Genomic DNA, 20,132 nt, shown 5'->3' with positions numbered 1-20,132 from the left:
GACAACGGTTGGGCGGCCTTCGGGCCGCCTGAAGCCACTCCTTTCGGAGCTGAATGATGAAAGATTTGCTGAATCTGTTGAAATCTCAGGGTCAGTCGGAAGAGTTTGACTCGATCCGCATTGGCCTGGCCTCACCGGACATGATCCGGTCTTGGTCTTTTGGCGAGGTGAAGAAGCCTGAGACCATCAACTACCGGACTTTCAAGCCGGAACGTGATGGCCTGTTCTGCGCCCGTATCTTTGGTCCTATCAAGGATTACGAGTGCCTGTGTGGCAAATACAAGCGCCTGAAGCATCGTGGCGTAATTTGTGAGAAGTGCGGCGTTGAAGTGACTCAGGCCAAGGTGCGTCGTGAGCGCATGGGCCATATTGAGCTGGCTGCGCCCGTTGCCCACATCTGGTTCCTGAAATCACTGCCGTCTCGCATCGGTTTGATGCTGGATATGACGTTGCGTGATATTGAGCGCATCCTCTATTACGAAAGCTTTGTCGTTATCGATCCGGGCCTCACCAGTCTGGAGAAAGGTCAGTTGCTGACCGACGAGGAATACTACGAAGCCATTGAAGAATTTGGTGATGACTTCGATGCCCGTATGGGTGCCGAGGCCATTCAGAAGTTGCTGGATAGCATCGACCTGGTCGGTGAGACCGCGCAATTGCGCGAAGAAATCCCTGCCACCAATTCTGAAACCAAGATCAAGAAGCTGTCCAAGCGTCTGAAGCTGCTTGAAGCCTTTGAAAAATCAGGCAACAAGCCCGAATGGATGGTGATGACGGTTCTGCCTGTGCTGCCACCGGATTTGCGTCCTCTGGTACCGCTCGATGGCGGCCGTTTTGCCACCTCGGACCTGAACGACTTGTACCGTCGTGTGATCAACCGGAACAACCGTCTCAAGCGCCTGCTTGAGCTGGCTGCGCCGGATATCATCGTGCGTAACGAAAAGCGCATGCTGCAGGAATCTGTTGATGCGTTGCTCGACAACGGTCGTCGCGGTCGTGCTATCACAGGCTCTAATCGTCGTCCGCTGAAATCTCTGGCTGACATGATCAAGGGTAAGCAGGGTCGTTTCCGTCAGAACCTGCTTGGTAAGCGTGTCGATTACTCTGGTCGTTCGGTGATCGTGGTAGGCCCGACCTTGCGTCTGCACCAGTGTGGTCTGCCCAAGAAAATGGCTCTGGAGCTGTTCAAGCCGTTTATCTTCAGCAAGCTGGAGCACCGCGGTCTGGCGACAACGATCAAAGCTGCGAAGAAGATGGTCGAGCGTGAAGAAGCGGTTGTCTGGGACATTCTGGATGAAGTGATTCGCGAGCACCCGGTCATGCTGAACCGTGCACCTACGCTTCACCGTCTGGGTATCCAGGCGTTTGAGCCAGTATTGATTGAAGGTAAAGCGATTCAGTTGCACCCGCTGGTTTGTGCGGCGTACAACGCCGACTTCGACGGTGACCAGATGGCGGTTCACGTACCGCTGACTCTGGAAGCTCAGCTTGAAGCTCGTGCTCTGATGATGTCGACGAACAACGTGCTGTCTCCGGCCAGTGGCGAGCCGATCATCGTGCCGTCACAGGACGTGGTTCTGGGTCTGTATTACATGACCCGTGAGCGCGTTAACGCCAAAGGCGAAGGCATGGTGTTCTCGAACATCGAAGAAGTTCAGCGTGCCTATGGTGCCGGTGAAGTCGCCTTGCAAGCCAAGGTTAAGGTTCGCCTGCGCGAAGTGTATGAAAACAGCGAAGGCGAGGCGATTGACGCCACGTCCATCGTTGATACCACCGTTGGCCGGTCAATTCTTTTCTCGATCGTTCCGGATGGCCTGCCCTATGAGCTGGTCAACCAGGCGATGAAGAAGAAGGCGATCAGTGGACTGCTGAACGAGTGCTATCGTCGTGTTGGTCTGAAAGAAACGGTGATTTTTGCTGACCAGATCATGTACATGGGTTTCAGCTACGCCACCCGTTCTGGCTCGTCCATTGGTGTGAACGACTTTGTCATTCCGAAAGCCAAACTCGAGATTCTGGGCAAGGCTGAGGCTGAAGTTCAGGACATCGAAGAGCAGTTCGCGGCCGGTCTGGTAACCCAGGGCGAGAAGTACAACAAGGTTGTCGATATTTGGTCACGTGCCAACGATCAGATTGCCCGTGCGATGATGGAAGGCATCTCCAAGGAAACCGTGATCGACCGTGACGGCAACGAAGTTGAGCAGGAATCGTTCAACTCGGTGTACATCATGGCCGACTCCGGCGCCCGGGGTAGCCCGGCACAGATTCGTCAGCTGGCCGGTATGCGTGGTCTGATGGCGAAGCCGGATGGCTCGATCATTGAAAACCCGATTAAAGCCAACTTCCGTGAAGGTTTGTCGGTCGGTGAGTACTTCATTTCGACCCACGGTGCTCGTAAAGGTCTGGCCGATACCGCTCTTAAAACAGCGAACTCCGGTTACCTGACACGCCGCCTGGTTGACGTTGCACAGGACGTGGTGATCACTGAAGAAGATTGCGGCACGCAGGAAGGTGTTATTGTTGAGCCGATCATTGAAGGCGGTGACGTCGTTCTGGGTCTGGGCCAGCAAGTACTGGGTCGTGTTGTTGCAACCGACGTTATCGACCCGGTCAGCCGTGAAACCTGGGTACCGGCCGGTACCATGCTTGATGAAGCCTGGGTGAAAAAGCTCGACGAATGGGGTGTTGACCAGGTCAAGATCCGTTCAGCGATCAGCTGTAAAACTCGCTACGGCCTGTGCGCCCAGTGCTACGGTCGCGATCTTGCCCGCGGTCATCGGGTCAACATCGGTGAGGCAATCGGTATTATCGCTGCTCAGTCGATTGGTGAGCCCGGCACACAGCTGACCATGCGGACGTTCCACATTGGTGGTGCCGCGTCACGTGCCACTGCATCCGACAGCGTTCAGGTCAAGCACGGCGGTAAAGTAGCCTTGCGTAATCTGAAAACCGTGACCCGGGCCGATGGTGATCTGGTTGCCGTTAGCCGCTCTGGTGTTCTGGCGGTTTCTGATGAGCACGGTCGTGAGCGTGAGAAGTACAAGCTGCCTTACGGTGCAGTGATCAGCGTTGACGACGGTGCGGCGGTTGAAGCTGGCCAGATCGTTGCCAAATGGGATCCGCACACTCACCCGATCATCGGTGAGTCGAACGGTAAGATTGCCTTTATTGGTATGGATGAAGGCATCACTACCAACCGTAAGATTGATGAGCTGACCGGTGTCGGCACCATCGAGGTTATTCCTCAGGGCCAGCGTAATGCGGCCGGTAAGGAAATTCGCCCGCTGGTGAAGCTGCTGGATCCGGAAGGCAATGAAATCATGATTGGTAACACCAATCAGCCGGTTCAGTACTTCCTGCCTGACGGTTCCTTCCTGAGCCTGTCAGACGGTGATGTAATCAAGATTGGTGACGTTATAGCCCGGATTCCACAGGAAACCTCGGGTAACCGTGACATCACCGGGGGTCTGCCTCGTGTGGCCGACTTGTTTGAAGCCCGCAAGCCGAAAGAAGCGGCCATTCTGGCTGAGATTTCGGGAACCGTTGGCTTTGGCAAGGAAACCAAGGGCAAGAAACGCCTGGTGATCACTCCAACCGATGGTTCGGATGCTTACGAAGAGCTGATTCCCAAGTGGCGCCAGTTGAACGTCTTCGAAGGTGAGCAGGTCGAAAAGGGCGAGGTGATCTCTGACGGTCCGATGAATCCGCACGATATCCTGCGGGTCCGCGGTGTCGAGGCACTGGCTCGGTACATTGTTGATGAGATCCAGGAAGTTTACCGTTTGCAGGGTGTAACCATTAACGACAAGCACATCGAAGTGATTGTTCGTCAGATGCTGCGCAAAGCAATGGTGCTGGATAACGGCGATACAAACTTCATCAAGGGCGATCAGGTTGAATACAACCAGTTGCTCGAGGCGAATGAGAAAGCCAACGTTGAGAAACAGGAAGTGGCTCGATTTGAGCGTGTCTTGCTGGGTATCACCAAGGCTTCTCTGGCAACAGAATCCTTTATCTCGGCGGCGTCCTTCCAGGAAACCACTCGGGTATTGACCGAAGGTGCGGTCACGGGCAAGCGCGATTACTTGCGCGGTCTGAAGGAAAATGTGGTCGTTGGTCGACTGATTCCGGCAGGTACAGGCCTGGCCTATCATGCCGAACGCCGTCGTAAACGTCTGGAACGCACCGGTGAGAAACCATCGATCAGTGCATCTGATGTAGAAGCGGCGCTCAGTCAGGCGCTCAACAAGTAAGCGAACGCTTACGTTGACTAAGAAATGCGCGATCACTAAAATGCGCGCTCCCTACAGGACCCGGTTGGCTCGCCATCCGGGTGCTGTCGTGTAATGAGAAGTGAACTTTTAGAGAGGCTTTAATGGCTACAATTAACCAGCTCGTCCGTAAGCCGCGTAAGCGCAAAGCGGTCGCAAGCGATGTTCGGGCCCTCGAAGGCTGCCCGCAACGTCGTGGTGTATGCACCCGTGTGTACACAACCACCCCGAAGAAGCCGAACTCGGCTTTGCGTAAAGTTTGTCGTGTACGACTGACAAATGGTTTCGAGGTGTCATCCTACATCGGTGGTGAAGGTCACAACCTGCAAGAGCACTCGGTTGTACTGATCCGTGGCGGTCGTGTTAAAGACTTGCCAGGTGTTCGTTACCACACGGTTCGTGGCTCACTGGATACGTCTGGCGTTGCCAACCGTAAGCAGGCACGTTCCAAGTACGGTACCAAGCGGCCTAAGGGCTAAAACCATTTGATTCATTCAGTCTCAGGATAAGAGTAAGGCTGGGTGCTGTTGTCGAAGCGTCATCGAAAGTGTCGGACGACTGCTCATCCCAGAATTGCCTGAAGACCTATTTGAGGGCTTATCAATGCCAAGAAGACGCGTTGCTGCAAAGCGTGAAGTACTGCCAGATCCCAAGTTTGGGAACACGCAACTGGCCAAATTTATGAACCATGTCATGTACGACGGCAAAAAGTCTGTTGCCGAGCGTATCGTCTATGGTGCCCTGGACATCGTTCAAGAGAAGAAGTCCGATCAGGATCCTATCGCCATGTTTGAAACGGCCCTGGATTCTATTGCGCCGATGGTCGAAGTGAAATCCCGCCGTGTCGGTGGTGCCACTTATCAGGTACCCGTCGAAGTGCGTCCGTCTCGCCGTGAAGCGCTGGCTATGCGCTGGTTGGTAGATGCTGCCCGTAAACGTGGTGAAAAATCCATGGGACAGCGCCTCGCCGGTGAATTGCTGGATGCTGCCGAAGGCAAGGGTGCTGCGATCAAGAAGCGTGAAGATGTGCACCGTATGGCCGAAGCCAACAAAGCATTCTCTCATTACCGTTTCTAAGCTTTAGAGCAAACATTTTCTGTTAAGGAGAAAGAGTTGTGGCTCGTAAAACTCCGCTTAACCGGTACCGTAACATTGGTATCGTCGCGCACGTAGACGCCGGTAAGACGACGACTACCGAGCGCGTACTTTTTTACACCGGCTTGTCGCACAAGATCGGTGAAGTCCATGATGGCGCCGCCACCATGGACTGGATGGAGCAGGAGCAGGAGCGGGGTATTACCATTACCTCGGCTGCGACTACCTGTTTCTGGCAAGGTATGGCCAAGCAGTTCGATGAACACCGCATCAACATCATCGACACTCCGGGGCACGTTGACTTCACCATTGAAGTTGAGCGTTCACTGCGGGTGCTTGACGGTGCTGTTGTTGTGTTGTGTGGTTCTTCAGGCGTACAACCGCAGACTGAGACCGTATGGCGTCAGGCTAACCGCTACGAAGTTCCGCGCATGGTATTCGTCAACAAGATGGACCGTGCCGGTGCTGACTTCTACCGCGTCGTCAAGCAGCTGAAAGAGCGTCTGGGTGCAAACCCGGTACCGATTCAGATTCCGATCGGTGCGGAAGACGAGTTCTCAGGCGTGATTGACCTGGTTAAGATGAAGGCCATTATCTGGAATGAAGAAGACCAGGGCATGACCTTTACGCTGGAAGATATTCCGGCAAATCTGCAGGAAAAGGCTGAAGAATTCCGTGTTCAGATGGTAGAAGCTGCGGCTGAAGCCAACGACGAACTGATGGAAAAGTACATGGAGTCTGAGACTCTTGAGGAAGACGACATCAAGGCTGGTTTGCGCATACGTACCCTGGCCGGTGAAATCGTTCTGACTCACTGCGGCTCTGCCTTTAAAAACAAAGGCGTTCAGGCGGTACTGGACAGCGTTATCGAATACATGCCTTCACCGACTCAGGTCCGTGCCATCGAGGGTACCCTTGATGACGGCGAGACGATGAAAGCGGTCAAGGTTGATGATGATGCCCCGTTTAACGCGCTGGCGTTCAAAATCGCGACAGACCCCTTTGTCGGAACATTGACGTTCATCCGCGTATACGGCGGTGTCGTCAAGAGCGGTGATCAGATCCTCAACCCGGTTAAAGGCAAGCGCGAGCGCGTTGGTCGTATGGTGCAGATGCACTCAAACAACCGTGAAGAGATCAAAGAGCTGCTGGCTGGCGACATCGGCGCACTGATCGGTATGAAGGATGTGACCACAGGTGACACTTTGTGTGACCCGGCCAACCCGATTACCCTGGAGCGCATGGACTTCCCGGATCCGGTTATTCACGTAGCCGTTGAGCCGAAGTCGAAAGCAGACCAGGAAAAGATGGGTATTGCTCTGGGCAAACTGGCTCAGGAAGATCCCTCTTTTACGGTTCGTACCGACGAAGAAACCGGCCAAACCATCATTGGCGGTCAGGGTGAATTGCACCTGGACGTTCTGGTTGACCGGATGAAGCGCGAATTTAAAGTCGAAGCAAACGTTGGTGCACCTCAGGTCGCCTATCGTGAGCGGATTCGCAATGCATGTGATATCGACTCCAAGTTTGCCAAGCAGTCGGGTGGTCGCGGTCAATACGGTCACGTTGTGATCAAGTTTGAACCAGCTGACGACGAGAATGCCGAAAAGCTGGTTTTCGTCAACGAAATCGTTGGTGGTTCCGTACCGAAGGAGTACATCCCTGCGGTTGAGAAAGGTATCCAGGAGCAAATGAAGAACGGTATTCTGGCGGGCTATCCACTGCTCGGCATGAAAGCCACTCTTCATGACGGTTCCTACCACGATGTTGACTCCAACGAGATGGCCTTTAAAGTGGCTGCCTCCATGGCTGTCAAAAAGTTGAAGGAACAGGCGAGCCCGGCATTGCTTGAGCCCATGATGAGTGTTGAGGTGGTAACACCGGAAGACTACATGGGTGACGTTATGGGCGACCTTAACCGTCGTCGCGGCACAGTTTCAGGCATGGAAGACAGCCCGTCGGGCAAGATCATCAATGCTGAGGTGCCACTGTCCGAAATGTTCGGATACGCTACGGACCTGCGTTCCATGTCTCAGGGCCGTGCCTCTTACGTGATGGAATTCTCAGGCTACAAAGAAGCCCCGATGAACATCGTTGAAGAAATTATCAAGAAGTCTTGATCTTTTTGAGCTAACTTAGAGGAAGACACCATGTCTAAGGCTACTTTTGAACGTACCAAGCCGCACGTAAACGTCGGCACCATCGGTCACGTTGACCACGGTAAAACGACTTTGACCGCCGCGCTGACGCGCGTTTGTCACGAAGTGTGGGGCACAGGCGCCTCCGTTGCGTTTGACGGCATCGACAACGCACCGGAAGAGCGTGAGCGTGGTATCACCATCGCGACCTCTCACGTTGAATACGATTCACCGGCTCGTCACTATGCGCACGTTGACTGCCCGGGCCACGCCGACTATGTGAAAAACATGATCACCGGTGCGGCTCAGATGGACGGCGCTATCCTGGTCTGTTCCGCTGCTGACGGCCCGATGCCGCAAACGCGTGAGCACATCCTGCTGTCCCGTCAGGTCGGCGTACCCTTCATCGTTGTGTTCCTGAACAAAGCGGACATGGTCGACGATGACGAGTTGCTGGAACTGGTTGAGATGGAAGTGCGTGACCTGCTGTCCATGTATGACTTCCCGGGCGACGACACGCCGATCATCATCGGCTCTGCGCTGATGGCGCTGGAAGGCAAAGACGACAACGAAATGGGCACAACCGCTGTTAAGAAGCTGGTTGAAGCGCTGGATAGCTACATTCCAGAGCCGGAGCGCGCGATTGATCAGCCGTTCCTGATGCCTATTGAAGACGTATTCTCGATCTCCGGTCGCGGTACGGTTGTAACCGGTCGTGTTGAGCGTGGCATCATCAAGTCTGGTGAAGAAGTGGAAGTTATTGGTATCCACGACACCACCAAGACCGTTGTTACCGGTGTTGAAATGTTCCGCAAGCTGCTCGATGAAGGTCGTGCCGGTGAGAACATTGGCGCGCTGCTGCGTGGCACCAAGCGTGATGACATCGAGCGTGGTCAGGTACTGGCCAAGCCGGGTTCAATCACGCCGCACACCACGTTCGAAGCTGAAGTATACGTGCTGAGCAAAGACGAAGGTGGCCGTCACACGCCATTCTTCAAAGGCTACCGTCCGCAGTTCTACTTCCGCACCACCGACGTAACCGGTGCCTGTGAACTGCCGGAAGGCGTAGAGATGGTCATGCCAGGCGATAACGTCAAGATGGACGTTACCCTGATCGCTCCGATCGCGATGGACGAAGGTCTGCGTTTTGCGATTCGTGAAGGCGGCCGCACCGTAGGTGCGGGTGTTGTAGCGAAGATCATCAAGTAAAGCGGAGCGTCGAGCTGAGAGCTATGAGCGATTAGTAACGGCTCGCAGCTCGAAGCTTAAAGCTCGCAGCTAAAAAAGAGGCGCCTCATGGCGCCTCTTTTGCTTTAACCCTCTGATTTTCAAGTAGAAACCTCCCCAAAAACTCCTTTCCTAATCGCCGTTGACAGCCCTGCTCAAGATACATACAATACGCCTCCCCTGATTTCCCGGGGGTATATTGCTGTTTAACAATCTTGGAGCTTTGGTCACATGCAGAACCAAAAGATCAGAATACGCTTGAAGGCGTTCGATCATCGCCTGATCGATGCTTCGACTCAGGAGATCGTCGATACGGCTAAGCGTACTGGTGCACAGGTGCGGGGTCCGATCCCGTTGCCGACTCGCAGAGAACGCTACACCGTGCTGGTCTCTCCGCACGTGAACAAGGATGCGCGCGATCAGTACGAAATTCGTACTCACAAGCGCATGCTGGATATCGTTGAGCCAACTGAAAAGACCGTAGATGCGTTGATGAAGTTGGACTTGGCGGCAGGTGTGGACGTACAGATTAGCCTCGGCTAATCGCTGAGTCTCTAATGTAACAGCCCAAGCTGCAGTTGATCCAAAAGTGGTTACAGGCGCAGTAACTGGGCGGCCATAGCGGGTTTTAGCCCCGTACATAGAGGAAAGAAAGAAATGTCAATTGGTCTGATTGGTCGTAAGACTGGCATGACTCGCGTCTTCACAGAAGATGGCGTTTCAATACCAGTGACCGTCGTAGAAGTCGAGCCCAACCGGGTCTCGCAAATAAAGAGCGTGGAAACCGATGGCTACTATGCAGTCCAGCTAACCGCTGGTACTCGTCGTGCCAATCGCGTCACCAAGTCTCAGGCAGGGCACTATGCGAAAGCCAGTGTCGAAGCCGGTGTATTCACTCGTGAATTCACTCTGAAAGAAGCAGCCGAATTGAAGGCTGGCGAAGAATTGACGGTTGTCCTGTTCGAAGCAGGTCAGCGTGTTGATGTGACCGGAACCTCCAAGGGTAAAGGCTTCGCTGGTGCGATCAAGCGCCACAACTTCAGCATGCAAGACGCCACTCACGGTAACTCACTGTCTCACCGCGCACCGGGCTCCATCGGCCAGTGCCAGACCCCAGGTCGTGTGTGGAAAGGCAAAAAGATGTCTGGTCACATGGGTGCTGAGCGCTCAACGGTTCAGTCTCTTGAGATCGTACGCGTCGATGCAGAGCGTAACTTGTTGTTGATTAAGGGTGCATTACCCGGTGCAACAGGTTCTCACGTTGTTGTTCAACCCGCGGTTAAAGGCTAAGAGGTAAGCAATGGATATTAATATTGCAGGACAAGCCAGCGCCAAGGTTGAAGTTTCCGACGCGACGTTCGGCAAAGAATTCAATGAAGCCCTGGTTCATCAGGTCGTTAACGCTTTTCTTGCAGGCGGCCGTCAAGGCAGTCGTGCTCAGAAGAGTCGCTCTGATGTAGCTGGTGGCGGTAAAAAGCCCTGGCGTCAAAAAGGCACAGGCCGTGCTCGTGCCGGTACCATTCGCTCGCCTATCTGGGTTGGCGGCGGTAAGACTTTTGCAGCCCGTCCTCAGGACTGGTCGCAAAAAGTAAACCGTAAAATGTACCGTGGTGCGATGAAATCAATCCTGTCTGAACTGGTCCGTCAGGACCGTCTGATCGTGGTTGAAGGTCTGGGTATTGATCAGCCAAAGACCAAAGCGTTTCTGTCCAAGATGAAAGAACTGGACGTAAGCAATGCTTTGATCGTGTCTGACGACGTTGATTCAAACCTGTACTTGTCTGCTCGCAACGTACCGCACGTTGAAGTCAGCGATGTCGCTGGCATTAACCCGGTAAGCCTGGTGGCCTACGAAAAAGTGGTCATTACTGTTGCCGCGCTCAAGAAGCTTGAGGAGGTTTTGGCATGAACCAGGAACGTATCTATCAGGTCGTTTACGGTCCGCACATCTCCGAAAAAGCGACCATCGTAGCGGAAGGCACTGGCCAATACGTATTTCGTGTGGCTAAGGATGCAACTAAGCCGGAAATCAAGAAGGCCGTTGAGCAGCTGTTCGAAGTTAAAGTTCAGTCTGTTCACACTCTGATTCAGAAGGGCAAGGTAAAGCGCACTCAGCGCGGCGTTGGTAAGCGTAACGACGTTAAAAAAGCCTATGTTCGTCTGGCTGAAGGCCAAGAAATTGATTTCCTGGCGGCAGAATAAGGTAGGGGTTGCGAACAATGGCTATTGTTAAAGCAAAGCCGACGTCAGCTGGACGTCGTCACGTTATCAAGACTTACAACGCCGAACTGCACACTGGTGCGCCTTATGCGCCTCTGGTTGAAAAGCAGTCCAAGAGCGGTGGCCGTAACAACATGGGGCGCATTACCACGCGTCACATTGGTGGTGGTCACAAGTCGCATTACCGCAAGGTTGATTTCAAGCGCAACAAAGATGGCATCAATGCCAAAGTTGAGCGCCTGGAATACGATCCGAACCGGACTGCGAACATCGCCCTGGTTCTGTACGCAGACGGTGAACGTCGTTACATCCTGGCGCCGGCCGGTTTGACGGCAGGTGATCAGATCGTATCCGGAGAGCACGCGCCAATTAAAGTGGGCAACACCATGCCACTGCGCAGCATTCCTTTGGGTTCGACTATTCACAATATCGAGATGAAGCCTGGTAAGGGTGGCCAAATGGTCCGCTCTGCTGGTAACTCAGCTCAGCTGGTCGCGCGCGAAGGCACTTATGCCACATTGCGTTTGCGTTCCGGTGAAATGCGTAAAGTTCTGTCAGATTGCCGCGCCACCCTGGGTGAAGTGAGCAACTCTGAACATAGCTTGCGTGTATTGGGTAAAGCCGGTGCTACTCGCTGGCGTGGTGTCCGTCCGACGGTTCGTGGTGTTGTCATGAACCCGGTCGATCACCCGCACGGTGGTGGTGAAGGTAAAACCTCGGGTGGACGTCATCCGGTCACGCCTTGGGGTGTTCCCACCAAGGGATACAAAACTCGTAAGAACAAGCGCACGGACAAGTACATCGTTCGTCGTCGTTCTTCGAAGTAACTGAAATAAGAGGAAAAGGCTGTGCCACGTTCACTTAAGAAGGGTCCATTCGTCGACCTGCACTTGATGAAGAAGGTAGAGGCTGCACTGGAAAACGGTGACAAACGGCCCCTGAAAACCTGGTCGCGTCGCTCCACAATCTTCCCGGAATTCGTCGGGTTGACCTTTGCAGTCCATAATGGCCGTCAACATGTACCTGTTTATGTCACAGAGGACATGGTGGGTCATAAGTTGGGTGAATTCGCGCTGACTCGTACCTATAAGGGTCATGTTGCGGACAAGAAGGCTAAGCGGTAATAGAGGGTAGACATGATGGAAACACAAGCTGTATTACGCGGCGCTCGATTGTCTGCTCAGAAAGGTCGACTTGTAGCAGACATGATTCGCGGAAAGTCAGTGGCGGAAGCCCTGGATCTGCTGACATTCAGCCCCCAAAAAGGTGCTGCAATCGTCAAGAAGGTTCTGGAATCGGCCATTGCGAATGCAGAACACAATGACGGTGCAGACGTTGATGAGCTTTCAGTTGCCTCCATCTTTGTAGATGAAGGCATGACCATGAAGCGTATCCGTCCGCGTGCTAAAGGCCGTGCTGATCGTATCTTTAAGCGTACGAGCCACATAACGGTCAAGGTTGCCGAGAAATAAGGGGAGAATGACAGATGGGCCAGAAAGTACATCCCACCGGGATCCGGCTCGGCATCACTAAAGACCACAGTTCGGTCTGGTATGCCGACTCCAAGGACTACTCCAAGAAGCTGCTGAATGATATTCAGGTTCGTAGCTACCTGGAGAAGAAACTGGAAAAAGCGTCAGTAAGTAAAATCGTGATTGAGCGTCCTGCACAGAACGCCAAAATCACCATCCACACCGCTCGGCCTGGCATTGTCATCGGCAAGAAAGGTGAAGATGTTGAAGTGCTGCGCCAGGAAGTATCCGCCATGATGGGGATTCCGGTGCACATCAACATCGAAGAGATCCGCAAGCCTGATCTGGACTCCAAACTGGTTGCCCAGTCTGTAGCTGGCCAGCTCGAGCGTCGTGTCATGTTCCGCCGCGCTATGAAGCGTGTGATGCAGAACGCGATGCGCAATGGCGCGAAAGGTGTTCGGATTCAGGTCAGTGGCCGTTTGGGTGGTGCTGAGATTGCGCGTACCGAGTGGTATCTCGAAGGTCGCGTTCCCTTGCACACGCTGCGTGCTGACATCGACTACGCTACGGCCGAAGCACACACCACTTATGGTGTGATCGGTATCAAAGTGTGGATTTTCAAAGGCGAAATCCTGGGTGGTATCGAGCAAGTTCGTGCTCAAGCCAAGGCGCCCAAGAAAAAGGCTTCACGGTAAGGAGTACGTAGATGCTGCAACCTAAACGTACAAAATTCCGCAAAGTGCAAAAGGGCCGCAACCGCGGTCTGGCACTTCGCGGTAGTAAAGTGAGCTTCGGCGAGTACGCGCTGAAGGCAACAGGTCGCGGACGCATTACAGCTCGTCAAATCGAAGCTGCACGTCGCGCAATGACACGTCATATTAAACGTGGCGGCAAGATCTGGATCCGCGTTTTCCCGGACAAGCCCATTTCCAAGAAGCCCTTGGAAGTTCGGATGGGTAAAGGTAAGGGTAACGTAGAGTACTGGGTAGCTCAGATTCAGCCCGGTAAAGTCTTGTACGAAATGGAAGGTGTTGGTGAAGACGTAGCACTGGAGGCGTTCCGCCTTGCAGCTGCCAAATTGCCAGTATCGACCGTTGTTGTTAAACGGCAGGTGATGTAATGAACGCTAGTGATCTTCGTGAAAAGTCCGTAGACGAGCTGAATAACACCCTGTTGGAGTTGCTTCGCGATCAGTTCAAATATCGCATGCAAAAAGCGACGGGTCAGTTGACTCAGACGCATCTGCTGAAGCAAGTCCGCAAGGACATCGCTCGTGTCAAAACAGTATTGACTCAGAAAGCAGGTGCTTGAATATGTCTGAACAAACAGCCCGTACCGTTACCGGTCAGGTCGTCAGCAACAAGGCGGACAAGACCGTTACCGTAAAGATTGAGCGTACGGTTACACACCCGATTTACGGGAAAATCGTTAAGCGTTCTACCAAAATGCATGCGCACGATGAAAACAATGAGTGCCAGATCGGCGACTTCGTCACCATCGAAGAATGCCGTCCTTTGTCCAAGTCGAAGACTTGGCGTCTGGTTCGCGTTGAAGAACGTGCGACTACCGTTTAACAGCGCCTGGGAGTTTGAGAGATGATTCAAACAGAAACCGTTTTAGACGTTGCGGATAACAGCGGTGCCAAGCGTGTCCAGTGCATCAAGGTGTTGGGCGGCTCACACCGTCGTTATGCCGGCATTGGTGACTTGATCAAGGTCTCCGTGAAGGAAGCAATTCCTCGCGGCAAGGTCAAAAAAGGTCAGGTCATGAACGCGGTTGTTGTGCGCACGCGTAAGGGTGTACGTCGCCCGGACGGATCAGTGATCCGTTTTGACACCAACTCTGCGGTGTTACTTAACACTCAGCACGCCCCGATCGGCACCCGGATCTTTGGCCCGGTAACCCGTGAACTGCGTAATGAGAAATTTATGAAAATCATTTCCCTGGCGCCGGAAGTTCTGTAAGCCCTTTGGGCTTACTTGCTGGACGGTAGCAGGAAGTGGAGTAGCAAATGAACAAATTTAAAAGTGGCGACGACGTTGTCGTAATTGCCGGGAAAGACAAAGGCAAGCGCGGCAAGATCACCAAGGTGATCACCGACGCCAAGAAAGGCCCGCGTTTTGTGGTGTCTGGTGTGAATCTGATGAAGAAGCACACCAAGCCGAACCCGAACCTGGGTGTCCAGGGCGGGATCGTCGAGAAAGAGGCTCCGATTGCGGCCTCCAACGTAGCGATCTTCAACTCAGAAACCAGCAAGGGCGACCGTGTTGGCTTTTTGATCAAAGAAGACGGTACCAAGGTCCGCATCTTCAAGTCCACGAAGAAAGAAATTGGTGTATAAGGGCGGGATACGACATGTCTAGACTCAAAGAGCTCTACAAATCTGACGCTGTCTCCGCACTCCAAGAAGAGTTCGGGTACAAGAACGTCATGGAAATCCCGCGCGTCACCAAGATCACCTTGAACATGGGCGTGGGCGAAGCTATCGGCGACAAAAAGCAGATGGACAATGCTGTTGCGAACCTTGAAGCGATCGCTGGCCAAAAGGTCATGGTCACTAAGGCGCGTAAGTCCATCGCGGGTTTTAAAGTTCGTGAAGACTGGCCGATTGGTTGTAAAGTCACACTGCGCGGTGAGCGTATGTGGGAATTTATGGACCGTCTGATCGACATTTCACTGCCGCGTATGCGTGACTTTCGGGGTATTAACCCGAAATCATTCGACGGGCGTGGTAACTACAGCATGGGCGTGAAAGAGCAGATTATCTTCCCTGAAATCGAATACGATAAGGTGGATAAGCTGCGTGGTCTGGACATTACGGTGACCACGACCGCTCGCACCAATGACGAAGGTCGCGCACTGCTGAAGGCGCTGGCCTTCCCATTCAAAGGTTAAGGGGAACGGTCATGGCTAAAGTAAGTATGAAAGCGCGTGAAGCCAAGCGCATCAAGACCATCGCCAAGTATGCTGAGAAGCGTGCCAAGCTCAAAGCGATCATCAAGGACTCTGGAAGTTCTGATGAACAGGTTTGGGAAGCACAGCAATCGCTGCAAAAGCTGCCAAGAGACGCAAGTCCTGTTAGACTGCAGCGCCGCTGTCAGTTGACCGGCCGTCCACATGCGGTTTACCGCAAGTTCGGTCTGTCACGTATCAAGCTGCGTGAACAAGCCATGTTGGGCAATGTTCCGGGTTTGAAAAAGTCAAGTTGGTAAGCAAAGTGGTCCGGACCGGGGCATGTCGCCCCGGTTACCGCACTCGCTGTACACTTAGAGGTAATATTGAATGAGCATGCAAGACACACTTGCGGATATGTTCACACGTATCCGTAATGCTCAGCAGTCCAGTCACGCCATTGTTACCCTGCCGTCTTCCAAGCAAAAGATCGCCGTTGCGACCGTGCTGAAGAACGAAGGGTTTGTGGATGACTTCTCTGTTGAGGGCGAAGGCAAAAAGGTAATGCATATCACCTTGCGTTACTTTGAAGGCAAGCCGGTGATTGAATCGATCAAGCGCGTTTCACGTCCAGGTCTGCGCCAGTACAAGGGTTGCGATGAGCTTCCCAAGGTATCTGGCGGGCTGGGTATCGCCATCGTTTCAACATCCAAAGGCGTTATGACCGACCGCGCAGCCCGTTCTGCGGGTGTGGGCGGTGAAATCATCTGCGAAGTCTTCTAAAGGGAGTTGAACGATGTCTCGAATAGCTAACGCTCCTATTACGGTTCCAGCAGGTGTGGAAGTCAAGCTCGCTAGCGACAAGATTTCTGTCAAGGGCGGTAGTGCGGCTCTTGAAACCAATCTGCACGGTTCTGTAGAAATTAAGCAGGACGGCAATACGCTGACCTTTGCTCCCCGTGATGGTGGCAAGATCGCGCATGCCATGTCAGGCACCATGCGTGCACTGGTTAATAACATGGTTGTCGGTGTCACCACCGGTTTTGAAAAGCGCCTGCAACTGAACGGTGTCGGTTATCGTGCGAAAGCATCCGGCAATTCCGTTAATTTGACACTGGGCTTCTCCCATCCGATCGATTACACCCTGCCTGCAGGCGTGTCGGCCGAGACCCCTAGCAATACTGAAATCGTGCTGAAAAGCGCCGATAAGCAGCAGCTGGGTCAGGTCGCCGCAGAAATTCGCGCGTTCCGTCCGCCGGAACCGTATAAAGGCAAAGGTGTTCGGTACGCGGATGAATACGTCCGTCGTAAAGAAGCCAAGAAAAAATAAGGGCATAGGTCATGAACGAAAAGAAAGTATCCCGTTTACGCCGTGCTCGCCGCAGCCGCATCAAGATCCGCGAATTGGGCGTGCACCGTCTGTGTGTAAACCGGTCGAACCAGCATATTTACGCGCAAGTCATCGCTCCAAATGGCAGCGTAGTGGTTGCATCAGCGTCAACGCTGGACGAATCGCTGCGTAAAGACGCGACGAGTAACGTAGATGCCGCTATCAAGGTAGGCTCTCTGATAGCAGAGCGTGCCAAGGCAGCCGGTATCGAACAGGTGGCTTTTGACCGGTCTGGTTTTAAATACCATGGCCGTGTAAAGGCTTTGGCAGACGCTGCCCGTGAAGGTGGCCTGAAATTCTAAGGTGCGAATGATGGCAAATAACGATCAAGCTCAAGCTGGCGGCGATCTGCAGGAAAAATTGGTCCAGGTAAACCGAGTCGCCAAAGTGGTGAAAGGTGGCCGGATCTTCGGTTTTACTGCGCTGACAGTTGTTGGTGATGGCAATGGCAAAGTCGGCTTCGGTCGTGGCAAGGCGCGTGAAGTGCCTGTCGCGATTCAGAAGGCGATGGATGCGGCCCGCCGCAACATGATCCAGGTCCAGCTGACTGAAGGTACGTTGCAATACCCGGTTAACGCCCGTCACGGTGCTTCCAAGGTATACATGCAGCCTGCTTCAGACGGTACCGGTGTTATTGCAGGCGGCGCGATGCGTGCCGTGCTGGAAGTCGCCGGTGTACAAAACGTACTGGCCAAGTGCTACGGCTCGACCAACCCGGTTAACGTCGTACGTGCAACCGTTAACGGTTTGGCCAAGATGCGTTCTCCTGAAGACGTGGCTGCCAAGCGTGGCAAGTCCGTCGAATACATTACGGAGTAACGGACATGGCTAAAGCGAAAACACTAAAGGTTCAGCTGTTCCGCAGCCCCATCGCGACTCAGCCCAAGCACAAACTGTGTGTCCAGGGTCTGGGTTTGAAGAAGGTGGGCCAGGTCCGCGAACTGGAAGATACACCTTCCGTTCGTGGCATGATCAACAAAGTGAACTATATGGTTCGCGTGGTTGAGGGGTGAGTATCATGTTTCTGAACACATTGAGCCCTGCAGAGGGTTCTACCACCGCTCCCAAGCGGGTTGGCCGTGGTATCGGTTCTGGTCTGGGTAAGACCGGCGGCCGTGGTCACAAGGGTCAAAAGTCCCGTTCAGGCGGTTCGGTCAAGCCAGGTTTTGAAGGCGGTCAAATGCCTTTGCAGCGTCGCTTGCCAAAGTTTGGCTTTACATCTCGCCAGGCGCCGTTTGTTGCCGAGATTCGCCTGCACGAACTGGTGAAAGCCGGTGTCGAAGTGGTCGATCTGGCTGCGTTGAAAAAAGCCGATATTATCGGTGAAAAAATCAAGCGCGCGCGTGTCATCCTGTCCGGTGAAATCAGCCAGGCCGTAACGGTCAAGGGTCTGAAAGTTACCAAGGGTGCAAAGGCAGCCATTGAAGCTGCGGGCGGAAAGGTAGAGGAATAATTCTCCATGACCAGACAAGGACTACCGGCCGGGTCGCAAGGAGGGCTGGGCGAGCTTTGGACTCGCCTTCGCTTCCTCCTGTTAGCGCTCCTGGTCTACCGTATCGGTGCACACATTCCTGTTCCGGGTATTAACCCGGACAGCCTGTCTGCATTGTTCGAGCGTAACCGTGACACCATCCTGAGCATGTTCAACATGTTCTCCGGTGGCGCACTGGAACGTATGAGTATCTTCGCACTCGGTATTATGCCGTATATTTCCGCGTCGATTATCATGCAGCTCCTGACGGTCGTGAGTCCCCATCTGGAACAGCTCAAGAAGGAAGGTGAAGCTGGCCGTCGCAAGATGAGCCAGTACACCCGATACGGCACGCTGGTGCTGGCAATTATCCAGTCCTTCGCCCTTTCGGCAGGTCTGGCCAGCCAGAACATAGCGTTCGACACTGGTCCGTCATTTTACTTTGTTGCTGTGGTCACCTTGACCTGCGGCACCATGTTCATGATGTGGCTGGGTGAGCAGATCACCGAGCGCGGAATTGGTAATGGTATTTCCATGCTTATTTTCGCGGGTATCGTAGCGGGCTTGCCCGGTGCGATCGGTCAGAGCTTTGAGAGTGCCCGTCAGGGTGAGCTCAGCATTATCGCTCTGTTGTTGATCGGTTTGGTAGCGGTTGCTGTGGTTGCGTTCATTGTCTTTATTGAGCGTGGCCAGCGCCGGATCACCATTAATTACGCCAAGCGTCAGCAAGGTCGTAAGGTGTTCCAGGCACAAAGCAGTCACTTACCGCTGAAGATCAACATGGCCGGCGTGATTCCACCTATCTTTGCGTCCAGTCTCTTGCTGTTCCCAGCGTCGCTGGGTAACTGGTTTGGCAGTGGCGACGGTATGGGTTGGATGCAGGATATCGCTCTGCTGCTCAGTCCGGGTCAGCCGCTGTACATTCTGCTGTTCGCATTCGCAGTCGTCTTCTTCTGCTATTTCTACACAGCAGTAACCTTCAATCCGAAGGATGTGGCTGAAAACCTGAAGCGTTCCGGTGCATTTATACCGGGCATTCGCCCAGGTGAGCAGACTTCCCGTTATATTGACGGGGTTTCTGCACGGTTGACGTTCTTTGGTGCGATGTACATTACCGCTGTGTCCTTGCTGCCCCAGGCCCTGGTGATAGCCGCCAACGTTCCGTTTTACTTTGGTGGTACCTCGCTGTTGATCGTGGTGGTGGTTGTGATGGACTTTATGGCTCAGGTGCAAAGTCACTTGATGTCCCACCAGTATTCGTCAGTGATGAAAAAGGCCAATCTGAAGTCGATTGGCAACAACTGAAGAGACTGAGTGATTACCAGTTATTGGAGTGAAGCATGAAAGTACGTGCGTCAGTCAAGAAAATCTGCCGTAACTGCAAGATTATCCGCCGTAACGGTGCTGTTCGTGTGATCTGCACGGATCCGAAGCACAAACAGCGTCAGGGTTAATTGCAGTCGGTTGGTTAGCGCCAGGGTAATACGGCTTGATTTTGTAAAGCCCAGGCGCTATCATCTCGCGCCCCTTAAATAGGGGGTTCATTAATAGAGCCACAACGGCTCTATTAAACGTTTGATAACGGAGTAAGTTGAATGGCCCGTATAGCAGGCGTCAATATTCCTGACAACAAGCATGCGGTGATCTCGCTGACCTATATCTATGGTATCGGTCGCACCACTGCTTATGCCATCTGTACATCGGTTGGGGTTGAACCTACGGCTAAAGTGAAGGATTTGTCCGACGAGAAGCTGGACGAGATTCGTAACGAAGTCGGCAAGTACACTGTAGAAGGTGACTTGCGTCGTGAAATTCAGATGAACATCAAGCGGTTGATGGATCTGGGTTGCTACCGTGGTATCCGCCACCGTCGTAACCTGCCTTTGCGTGGCCAGCGTACGAAGACGAACGCCCGCACCCGTAAAGGTCCGAAGAAGCCTATTAAACGCTAAT

The 20,132-nt window shown here is 53.5% G+C and carries 29 protein-coding genes; all 29 read left to right on the top strand.

Going from position 1 to position 20,132, the window contains the following annotated elements; genetic code table 11:
* Positions 1-56 precede the first annotated feature (56 nt).
* The 29 genes from rpoC (at position 57) to rpsM (ending at position 20,131) form a co-directional block, all read left to right on the top strand.
* A complete protein-coding gene (rpoC, locus tag G565_RS0112905; RefSeq protein ID WP_028671301.1) occupies positions 57-4,253 on the top strand; it encodes a DNA-directed RNA polymerase subunit beta' in 4,197 nt (1,398 codons plus the stop codon).
* Between the two features lie 122 nt (positions 4,254-4,375).
* Positions 4,376-4,750, top strand: coding sequence for a 30S ribosomal protein S12 (gene rpsL / locus G565_RS0112900; protein ID WP_028671300.1), 375 nt, complete (start codon positions 4,376-4,378; stop codon positions 4,748-4,750).
* 124 nt (positions 4,751-4,874) lie between these two features.
* The gene (rpsG, locus tag G565_RS0112895) at positions 4,875-5,348 is read left to right on the top strand and encodes a 30S ribosomal protein S7 (RefSeq protein WP_028671299.1); all 474 of its coding nucleotides are present in this window, start codon (positions 4,875-4,877) and stop codon (positions 5,346-5,348) included.
* 38 nt (positions 5,349-5,386) lie between these two features.
* Positions 5,387-7,486: an elongation factor G gene (gene fusA / locus G565_RS0112890; protein ID WP_028671298.1), complete on the top strand. Its 2,100-nt coding sequence runs from the start codon at positions 5,387-5,389 to the stop codon at positions 7,484-7,486.
* A 30-nt stretch (positions 7,487-7,516) separates the two neighbouring features.
* Positions 7,517-8,713: an elongation factor Tu gene (gene tuf, locus G565_RS0112885; RefSeq protein ID WP_028671297.1), complete on the top strand. Its 1,197-nt coding sequence runs from the start codon at positions 7,517-7,519 to the stop codon at positions 8,711-8,713.
* Between the two features lie 249 nt (positions 8,714-8,962).
* Complete coding sequence (gene rpsJ / locus G565_RS0112880; protein WP_028671296.1) at positions 8,963-9,274, top strand: 30S ribosomal protein S10; 312 nt, start codon at positions 8,963-8,965, stop codon at positions 9,272-9,274.
* Positions 9,275-9,388: 114 nt separating this feature from the next.
* The gene (rplC, locus tag G565_RS0112875) at positions 9,389-10,021 is read left to right on the top strand and encodes a 50S ribosomal protein L3 (RefSeq protein ID WP_028671295.1); all 633 of its coding nucleotides are present in this window, start codon (positions 9,389-9,391) and stop codon (positions 10,019-10,021) included.
* Positions 10,022-10,031: 10 nt separating this feature from the next.
* A complete protein-coding gene (rplD, locus tag G565_RS0112870; protein WP_028671294.1) occupies positions 10,032-10,640 on the top strand; it encodes a 50S ribosomal protein L4 in 609 nt (202 codons plus the stop codon).
* The gene (gene rplW / locus G565_RS0112865; protein ID WP_028671293.1) at positions 10,637-10,933 is read left to right on the top strand and encodes a 50S ribosomal protein L23; all 297 of its coding nucleotides are present in this window, start codon (positions 10,637-10,639) and stop codon (positions 10,931-10,933) included. Before rplD ends, rplW begins: the two co-directional genes overlap by 4 nt.
* A 17-nt stretch (positions 10,934-10,950) precedes the next feature.
* Positions 10,951-11,778 carry a 50S ribosomal protein L2 gene (gene rplB / locus G565_RS0112860; protein WP_028671292.1) on the top strand — a complete coding sequence of 276 codons (828 nt, stop codon included), beginning with the start codon at positions 10,951-10,953 and terminating at the stop codon, positions 11,776-11,778.
* A 21-nt stretch (positions 11,779-11,799) separates the two neighbouring features.
* Entirely contained in the window at positions 11,800-12,075 is a 276-nt protein-coding gene (gene rpsS, locus G565_RS0112855) for a 30S ribosomal protein S19 (RefSeq protein ID WP_028671291.1), read from the top strand.
* A 15-nt stretch (positions 12,076-12,090) separates the two neighbouring features.
* Positions 12,091-12,423, top strand: coding sequence for a 50S ribosomal protein L22 (rplV, locus tag G565_RS0112850; protein WP_028671290.1), 333 nt, complete (start codon positions 12,091-12,093; stop codon positions 12,421-12,423).
* Between the two features lie 14 nt (positions 12,424-12,437).
* Positions 12,438-13,121, top strand: coding sequence for a 30S ribosomal protein S3 (gene rpsC / locus G565_RS0112845; RefSeq protein WP_028671289.1), 684 nt, complete (start codon positions 12,438-12,440; stop codon positions 13,119-13,121).
* A gap of 11 nt (positions 13,122-13,132) precedes the next feature.
* Positions 13,133-13,546, top strand: a complete 414-nt coding sequence (gene rplP, locus G565_RS0112840) for a 50S ribosomal protein L16 (RefSeq protein WP_028671288.1) — start codon at positions 13,133-13,135, stop codon at positions 13,544-13,546.
* The gene (gene rpmC, locus G565_RS0112835; protein ID WP_028671287.1) at positions 13,546-13,737 is read left to right on the top strand and encodes a 50S ribosomal protein L29; all 192 of its coding nucleotides are present in this window, start codon (positions 13,546-13,548) and stop codon (positions 13,735-13,737) included. The genes rplP and rpmC overlap by 1 nt, the downstream gene beginning before the upstream one ends.
* A gap of 2 nt (positions 13,738-13,739) precedes the next feature.
* Positions 13,740-14,000: a 30S ribosomal protein S17 gene (rpsQ, locus tag G565_RS0112830; RefSeq protein ID WP_028671286.1), complete on the top strand. Its 261-nt coding sequence runs from the start codon at positions 13,740-13,742 to the stop codon at positions 13,998-14,000.
* Between the two features lie 21 nt (positions 14,001-14,021).
* Positions 14,022-14,390 carry a 50S ribosomal protein L14 gene (gene rplN, locus G565_RS0112825; RefSeq protein ID WP_028671285.1) on the top strand — a complete coding sequence of 123 codons (369 nt, stop codon included), beginning with the start codon at positions 14,022-14,024 and terminating at the stop codon, positions 14,388-14,390.
* 47 nt (positions 14,391-14,437) lie between these two features.
* Positions 14,438-14,767 carry a 50S ribosomal protein L24 gene (rplX, locus tag G565_RS0112820; RefSeq protein WP_028671284.1) on the top strand — a complete coding sequence of 110 codons (330 nt, stop codon included), beginning with the start codon at positions 14,438-14,440 and terminating at the stop codon, positions 14,765-14,767.
* 14 nt (positions 14,768-14,781) lie between these two features.
* Positions 14,782-15,321 (top strand): 50S ribosomal protein L5, encoded by a 540-nt coding sequence (gene rplE / locus G565_RS0112815; protein WP_028671283.1) that lies wholly within the window; start codon positions 14,782-14,784, stop codon positions 15,319-15,321.
* An 11-nt stretch (positions 15,322-15,332) separates the two neighbouring features.
* Positions 15,333-15,638 carry a 30S ribosomal protein S14 gene (gene rpsN / locus G565_RS0112810; RefSeq protein WP_028671282.1) on the top strand — a complete coding sequence of 102 codons (306 nt, stop codon included), beginning with the start codon at positions 15,333-15,335 and terminating at the stop codon, positions 15,636-15,638.
* Positions 15,639-15,708: 70 nt separating this feature from the next.
* Positions 15,709-16,101, top strand: coding sequence for a 30S ribosomal protein S8 (rpsH, locus tag G565_RS0112805; RefSeq protein WP_028671281.1), 393 nt, complete (start codon positions 15,709-15,711; stop codon positions 16,099-16,101).
* A gap of 13 nt (positions 16,102-16,114) precedes the next feature.
* Positions 16,115-16,648, top strand: a complete 534-nt coding sequence (rplF, locus tag G565_RS0112800; RefSeq protein WP_028671280.1) for a 50S ribosomal protein L6 — start codon at positions 16,115-16,117, stop codon at positions 16,646-16,648.
* Between the two features lie 11 nt (positions 16,649-16,659).
* Positions 16,660-17,010 carry a 50S ribosomal protein L18 gene (rplR, locus tag G565_RS0112795; protein WP_028671279.1) on the top strand — a complete coding sequence of 117 codons (351 nt, stop codon included), beginning with the start codon at positions 16,660-16,662 and terminating at the stop codon, positions 17,008-17,010.
* Between the two features lie 10 nt (positions 17,011-17,020).
* A complete protein-coding gene (gene rpsE, locus G565_RS0112790) occupies positions 17,021-17,527 on the top strand; it encodes a 30S ribosomal protein S5 (RefSeq protein WP_028671278.1) in 507 nt (168 codons plus the stop codon).
* A gap of 5 nt (positions 17,528-17,532) precedes the next feature.
* Entirely contained in the window at positions 17,533-17,721 is a 189-nt protein-coding gene (gene rpmD / locus G565_RS0112785; RefSeq protein ID WP_028671277.1) for a 50S ribosomal protein L30, read from the top strand.
* A gap of 5 nt (positions 17,722-17,726) precedes the next feature.
* The gene (gene rplO, locus G565_RS0112780; protein ID WP_028671276.1) at positions 17,727-18,161 is read left to right on the top strand and encodes a 50S ribosomal protein L15; all 435 of its coding nucleotides are present in this window, start codon (positions 17,727-17,729) and stop codon (positions 18,159-18,161) included.
* A gap of 6 nt (positions 18,162-18,167) precedes the next feature.
* Positions 18,168-19,484, top strand: a complete 1,317-nt coding sequence (secY, locus tag G565_RS0112775; RefSeq protein WP_028671275.1) for a preprotein translocase subunit SecY — start codon at positions 18,168-18,170, stop codon at positions 19,482-19,484.
* 35 nt (positions 19,485-19,519) lie between these two features.
* Complete coding sequence (gene rpmJ / locus G565_RS26415) at positions 19,520-19,633, top strand: 50S ribosomal protein L36 (protein ID WP_084649374.1); 114 nt, start codon at positions 19,520-19,522, stop codon at positions 19,631-19,633.
* Between the two features lie 141 nt (positions 19,634-19,774).
* Complete coding sequence (rpsM, locus tag G565_RS0112770; protein WP_028671274.1) at positions 19,775-20,131, top strand: 30S ribosomal protein S13; 357 nt, start codon at positions 19,775-19,777, stop codon at positions 20,129-20,131.
* The last annotated feature ends 1 nt before the right edge of the window (position 20,132 follow it).

This window comes from Saccharospirillum impatiens DSM 12546, assembly GCF_000423605.1.
GTDB lineage: Bacteria > Pseudomonadota > Gammaproteobacteria > Pseudomonadales > Natronospirillaceae > Saccharospirillum > Saccharospirillum impatiens.
This window is presented reverse-complemented; position numbering and strand designations above follow the sequence as displayed.

What these genes read in the sequence shown, in the direction of transcription:
- rplB (WP_028671292.1), top strand. Translation starts at nt 10,951, where the DNA reads ATGGCTATTGTTAAAGCAAAGCCGACGTCAGCTGGACGTCGTCACGTT.
- rplR (WP_028671279.1), top strand. Translation starts at nt 16,660, where the DNA reads ATGAACGAAAAGAAAGTATCCCGTTTACGCCGTGCTCGCCGCAGCCGC.
- tuf (WP_028671297.1), top strand. Translation starts at nt 7,517, where the DNA reads ATGTCTAAGGCTACTTTTGAACGTACCAAGCCGCACGTAAACGTCGGC.
- rpmJ (WP_084649374.1), top strand. Translation starts at nt 19,520, where the DNA reads ATGAAAGTACGTGCGTCAGTCAAGAAAATCTGCCGTAACTGCAAGATT.
- rpsJ (WP_028671296.1), top strand. Translation starts at nt 8,963, where the DNA reads ATGCAGAACCAAAAGATCAGAATACGCTTGAAGGCGTTCGATCATCGC.
- rpsH (WP_028671281.1), top strand. Translation starts at nt 15,709, where the DNA reads ATGAGCATGCAAGACACACTTGCGGATATGTTCACACGTATCCGTAAT.
- rplN (WP_028671285.1), top strand. Translation starts at nt 14,022, where the DNA reads ATGATTCAAACAGAAACCGTTTTAGACGTTGCGGATAACAGCGGTGCC.
- rplP (WP_028671288.1), top strand. Translation starts at nt 13,133, where the DNA reads ATGCTGCAACCTAAACGTACAAAATTCCGCAAAGTGCAAAAGGGCCGC.
- rpsG (WP_028671299.1), top strand. Translation starts at nt 4,875, where the DNA reads ATGCCAAGAAGACGCGTTGCTGCAAAGCGTGAAGTACTGCCAGATCCC.
- secY (WP_028671275.1), top strand. Translation starts at nt 18,168, where the DNA reads ATGACCAGACAAGGACTACCGGCCGGGTCGCAAGGAGGGCTGGGCGAG.
- rpsE (WP_028671278.1), top strand. Translation starts at nt 17,021, where the DNA reads ATGGCAAATAACGATCAAGCTCAAGCTGGCGGCGATCTGCAGGAAAAA.
- rpoC (WP_028671301.1), top strand. Translation starts at nt 57, where the DNA reads ATGAAAGATTTGCTGAATCTGTTGAAATCTCAGGGTCAGTCGGAAGAG.
- rpsL (WP_028671300.1), top strand. Translation starts at nt 4,376, where the DNA reads ATGGCTACAATTAACCAGCTCGTCCGTAAGCCGCGTAAGCGCAAAGCG.
- rplO (WP_028671276.1), top strand. Translation starts at nt 17,727, where the DNA reads ATGTTTCTGAACACATTGAGCCCTGCAGAGGGTTCTACCACCGCTCCC.
- rpmD (WP_028671277.1), top strand. Translation starts at nt 17,533, where the DNA reads ATGGCTAAAGCGAAAACACTAAAGGTTCAGCTGTTCCGCAGCCCCATC.
- rplW (WP_028671293.1), top strand. Translation starts at nt 10,637, where the DNA reads ATGAACCAGGAACGTATCTATCAGGTCGTTTACGGTCCGCACATCTCC.
- rplE (WP_028671283.1), top strand. Translation starts at nt 14,782, where the DNA reads ATGTCTAGACTCAAAGAGCTCTACAAATCTGACGCTGTCTCCGCACTC.
- rplC (WP_028671295.1), top strand. Translation starts at nt 9,389, where the DNA reads ATGTCAATTGGTCTGATTGGTCGTAAGACTGGCATGACTCGCGTCTTC.
- rplV (WP_028671290.1), top strand. Translation starts at nt 12,091, where the DNA reads ATGGAAACACAAGCTGTATTACGCGGCGCTCGATTGTCTGCTCAGAAA.
- rpsN (WP_028671282.1), top strand. Translation starts at nt 15,333, where the DNA reads ATGGCTAAAGTAAGTATGAAAGCGCGTGAAGCCAAGCGCATCAAGACC.
- rplX (WP_028671284.1), top strand. Translation starts at nt 14,438, where the DNA reads ATGAACAAATTTAAAAGTGGCGACGACGTTGTCGTAATTGCCGGGAAA.
- rplF (WP_028671280.1), top strand. Translation starts at nt 16,115, where the DNA reads ATGTCTCGAATAGCTAACGCTCCTATTACGGTTCCAGCAGGTGTGGAA.
- rpsC (WP_028671289.1), top strand. Translation starts at nt 12,438, where the DNA reads ATGGGCCAGAAAGTACATCCCACCGGGATCCGGCTCGGCATCACTAAA.
- rplD (WP_028671294.1), top strand. Translation starts at nt 10,032, where the DNA reads ATGGATATTAATATTGCAGGACAAGCCAGCGCCAAGGTTGAAGTTTCC.
- rpmC (WP_028671287.1), top strand. Translation starts at nt 13,546, where the DNA reads ATGAACGCTAGTGATCTTCGTGAAAAGTCCGTAGACGAGCTGAATAAC.
- rpsM (WP_028671274.1), top strand. Translation starts at nt 19,775, where the DNA reads ATGGCCCGTATAGCAGGCGTCAATATTCCTGACAACAAGCATGCGGTG.
- rpsQ (WP_028671286.1), top strand. Translation starts at nt 13,740, where the DNA reads ATGTCTGAACAAACAGCCCGTACCGTTACCGGTCAGGTCGTCAGCAAC.